Origin of the sequence: Acidiphilium sp. PM (assembly GCF_000219295.1) — a bacterium.
Lineage (GTDB): Bacteria > Pseudomonadota > Alphaproteobacteria > Acetobacterales > Acetobacteraceae > Acidiphilium > Acidiphilium multivorum.
This window is the reverse complement of the sequence record NZ_AFPR01000269.1, coordinates 1-3,891: the sequence shown is the minus strand read 5'-3', so window position 1 is coordinate 3,891 and position 3,891 is coordinate 1. Positions and strand designations below refer to the sequence as shown.

Here is a 3,891-nt window from a genome sequence, read left to right as displayed (position 1 = left end):
CCCGTGCTGCACCGCCCCGCCCGTGCCGCCATCGTCGGCCTCGCCTTCGTCCTGTTCGGCGTGCTGCATCTCGCCCTGCCGGTGGTGATCGGCATCGCCACGCCCCTCTCCGTGCTGCTGGCCTGGCGGTTCAGGGCATGATCCTGCTGGTCCTGCTCGGCCTGTTCGCCGGCCTCTCCCTGATCGCGATCGGCGGCGTCGCCAGCACCCTGCCGGCGATGGCCCGCGCCGTCGTCGCCCATCACTGGATGACCGCGCCGCAATTCGCCGCCCTGTTCGGTCTTGCCCAGACCAGCCCGGGGCCGAACATGCTCGTCGTCACGCTGATCGGCCTGCACGTCGCCGGCCTCGCTGGCGCGCTGGTCGCCACGCTGGGGATGATCGGCCCGTCCAGCGTGCTGACGGTGCTGGTCTCCGGCGTGTGGGAGCGGTTCCGCACCGCGCGCTGGCGGCTGCTCCTGCAGGCGGCGATCACGCCGGTCTCCGGCGGGCTGATCCTTGCCGCCGCCTCCGTCGTCGTCCGCGCGGCGGATCGCGGGCCGCCGGCCTGGGCGCTCACGCTCGGTGTCATGCTGGCGGCGCTCCGCTTCCGCCTGCACCCGCTGGCGCTGCTCGCCGTCGCCGCCGCCCTGGGCACGCTGCTGTTTTAGGGCCTCTCGGGAAGGATCGGAGAGTGCTCTACGGCCGCCCCCGGCGCGCCGTTGCCTTGGCCGCGCCCACCGGGTCCCGGCGCGGCGGCACCAGCAGGCCGCGATTGGGCAGCTGCGCGAACCGGCCGATATCCGCCGCCGGCTGGCCGAACAGGTAGCCCTGCACGAAATTGCAGCCGCACTCCCGCACGAAGGCCAGCGCCTCCGGCGTCTCGATCATCTCGGCGATCGTCGAGATCCCCATGCGCCGGCACAGTTCGGTCAGCGCGCTGAGGAAGGCGCGGCCCTTCTGCGCCCGCTGGGCGTGGCGGATCGCCGCGCCGTCGAACTTCACCGCGTCGACCTCCAGCACCGAGAGATAGCGGAACGACGCGGCGCCGGCGCCGAAATCGTCGAGCGTCACGCCGAAGCCGCGCCGCCGCAGCCCCTGGATGAAGCCGTTCGCCGCGTCGAGATCGGCGATCTGCGCACTCTCCGTGATCTCGAACGACAGCCGGCGGCGCAGCCAGATATTCTCCTCCAGCAGCCGGTGCAGCCCCTCGGCATAGGCGGCGCTGTTGATCGACCGGCCGGAAATGTTGACCGCGATGCAGACATGCTCGTCGTTCAGCGGCAGCCTTCCGAGCCAGGACACCGCCTTGCGCGCCATCGCGAGGTCGAATTCCTCGATCAGCCCGGTTTCCTCGGCCAGCAGGATGGTCTCGAAGGGCGAGCCGGTGCCCGCCTCGTCGAACCGGGTCAGCGCCTCGAAGTGATGGATCGCGCCGCTGCGGATATCGACGATCGGCTGGAAGGCGATGCCGAACACCCCGTCATCGATCGCGCGGCGCAGCCGCGTCACGCTGCCCATCGCGTCGCTCAGCCGCTCGCGCAGCCGCTGCCCCGCCTCGTGCAGCGACAGTTCGCTGCCCTCGCCGAACCGGTGCATCGCATAGACCAGCCCGCGGGCGAGGTCGCCCTCGCTCATCCCCTCCGCCTGCATCGGCAGCGTCATCGACTCGATCCGCGGCGGCGGCGCCGTCGGATCGGCGGCATGGATCATCGCCTCGATCTGGTGGATCACCGCGCCGAAGGTCCGTCCCGCCTCGTGCAGCACCGAATAATGCCCCGAATCCAGCCGCATCGCCGTGTCGCCGCCGAGCGAATGGGCGCGCAGCAGGTCGCCGAGCGTCTCGCCGAGCGGCTGGCCGCCCTCCTGCGCGATCCCCGGAATCGCGAACAGCGTCATTTCCGCCCCCTGCGCGCCGGCGGCGGCGAGGCGTTCGGCGAGGCGCGGCACCTCCTCGATCTCTTCCGGCTCGTCCGGCGCGTCCTCCGCCAGCTTGCGCATGGACACGTAGATCGCATCCCGCGCGGTATCCAGCCGGTGCGCCGCGACGCTCACCCGCGCCCCCACGGCGCCGTCCCGCCCGGCGAGGCGGATCGTCCCCGCCAGCACCCGGCGCGTCGGCGTCAGCGACTCGAGCACCGCGGCAATGCGGCCGCGGTCCTGTGCGGCGATCAGGTCGGTGAGGTTCCGGCCGGCCCAGGCCTGCTCGGGCAGTCCTGTCAGCGCCTCGCTCGCGCCGGAGGCGGTCTCGATCCTGAGGCGCGGATCGAGGGTGAGAAGCAGGTCGCCCCAGCAGAACGCCAGCAGCGCGTATCTGTCCCGCTCCAGCCGCAGCGCAGTCGTGGCGGCTTCGGTATTCAGCATCCCGGTTCCAACTCCGCCCAGGCCGTCGCCAGGCGGCGGCATCTCGCCGCACTATCCGGAACTCCGGTTAATCCCGAGTAAATCGAAACAATCCGGAGCGCGTTCCGATCCTCCCGGACCGGACGTAGCGCTCTACCCTGTCGACAGGATCACTAGAGCATCCTTGTCCGACCGGACGATGCCCTATCCCAGCGCCGCGGCCAGCAGGTCGAGCGCGTGGTCCACCGTCGCCCGCCGCACCGCGTCGCGGCCGCCGGGGAAGACGCGCCGCTCGGCCAGCGTCGCGCCGTCCTTCCGGGCGAGGCCGAACCAGACCGTGCCGACCGGCTTCTCCGCCGATCCCCCCCTCCGGCCCGGCGATCCCCGTCACCGCCACCGCGAGATCGGCCCCCGCCCGCGCCCGCGCGCCCTCGGCCATCGCCCGCGCCACCGTCTCGCTCACCGCGCCCTCCCGCGCGATCAGCCCGGGCTCGACGCCGAGCATCGCCACCTTCGCGTCGTTCGCGTAGCTGACGAAGCCGTGGCCGAACACGGCGGACGCGCCGGCGATGTCGGTCAGGGCCGCGGCGATCATCCCGCCGGTGCAGCTCTCCGCCGTCGCGATCGTCCGCCCCGCCTCCCGCGCCCGCCCGATCACGGCTGCCGCCCTCGGGTTCACAGCCCCGTCCCCGGCCAGACGAGGCGCAGCGCCGCCAGCACGATCGCGGCGAAGGCGCCGGCGATCCAGTCATCCGCCATGATCCCCAGCGCGTCGTGCCGCGCGTCGGCCAGGCTGATCGGCCAGGGCTTGCGGATGTCGAAGACGCGGAACAGCAGGAAGGCGAGCAGCACGCCCGAGCCGGTCAGCCAGGGCAGGCCGAGCAGGGCGATCATCTGCCCCGCGACCTCGTCGATCACGATCCAGCCGGGGTCGCGCCCCGCCATGCCGGTCCGCGGAATCGCGATCATCCCCGCCGCGCTGGCGATCACGATCCCGGCGGCGAGCGCGACGGTGCCGTAAGTATAAAGTATGCCGCCGGCGAGCAGCCCGAGCAGCGCGCCCGCGGTGCCCGGCGCGCGGGGCACGAAGCCGATGCCGAGGCCCGAGGCCACCGCCCTTCCCAGCACGTCCGATGCGCTCACCGCGACGCGGTCCACCGCACCACCGGATCGGTCGCCGGCTTCCCTTCCAGCGCGCGATAGATCACGATCCCCTCCGTCACCCGTTCCACATAGTTGCGCGTCTCCCCGAACGGGATCTCCTCGATCCACGTCACGAGATCGACGCCGCCCTGCGCCTTCGGCATGCGCGGGTCGCCATTGGCGGCGATCCATTTCTCGACGTTGCGCGGCCCGCCGTTATAGGCCGCGATCGCGAGCGGCAGGCAATCGCCGAAGCGCTGCAGCAGACGGGCGAAATACGCCGAGCCGAGGGCGACGTTCCGCGCCGGGTCATCGACCAGCGCGCCCGGCGGCAGCGCGAGTCCGGACTGCCGCGCCACCTCCCGCGCCGTCCCCGGCATCAGCTGCATCAGCCCCTCCGCGCCCGAGGGGCTGGTCGCGCGCGGA

The 3,891-nt window shown here is 72.5% G+C and carries 4 protein-coding genes and 1 pseudogene; 1 reads left to right on the top strand and 4 read right to left on the bottom strand.

Translation table 11 applies throughout. The features are described 5' to 3' along the window. The first annotated feature begins 137 nt into the window (after positions 1 to 137). Positions 138 to 650: a chromate transporter gene (locus tag APM_RS11055; protein ID WP_007423461.1), complete on the top strand. Its 513-nt coding sequence runs from the start codon at positions 138 to 140 to the stop codon at positions 648 to 650. A gap of 28 nt (positions 651 to 678) precedes the next feature. Here APM_RS11055 and APM_RS11050 read toward each other — a convergent pair whose 3' ends face one another. From APM_RS11050 to APM_RS11035, 4 genes and pseudogenes are all read right to left on the bottom strand, one after another. Next, a complete protein-coding gene (locus APM_RS11050) occupies positions 679 to 2,343 on the bottom strand; it encodes an EAL domain-containing protein (protein ID WP_007423460.1) in 1,665 nt (554 codons plus the stop codon). 183 nt (positions 2,344 to 2,526) lie between these two features. After that, positions 2,527 to 3,001 (bottom strand): annotated as a pseudogene (locus APM_RS11045) (CinA family protein). Beyond that, the gene (locus APM_RS11040) at positions 2,998 to 3,465 is read right to left on the bottom strand and encodes a phosphatidylglycerophosphatase A (protein ID WP_231295247.1); all 468 of its coding nucleotides are present in this window, start codon (positions 3,463 to 3,465) and stop codon (positions 2,998 to 3,000) included. Before APM_RS11040 ends, APM_RS11045 begins: the two are co-directional and overlap by 4 nt. Next, on the bottom strand, positions 3,462 to 3,891 hold a 430-nt coding region (locus tag APM_RS11035), incomplete at its 5' end, for a lytic transglycosylase domain-containing protein (RefSeq protein ID WP_007423457.1). The genes APM_RS11040 and APM_RS11035, both read right to left, overlap by 4 nt.

Coding starts and splice junctions, on each gene's coding strand:
- APM_RS11055 (WP_007423461.1), top strand. CDS start 138: ATGATCCTGCTGGTCCTGCTCGGCCTGTTCGCCGGCCTCTCCCTGATC.
- APM_RS11050 (WP_007423460.1), bottom strand. CDS start 2,343: ATGCTGAATACCGAAGCCGCCACGACTGCGCTGCGGCTGGAGCGGGAC.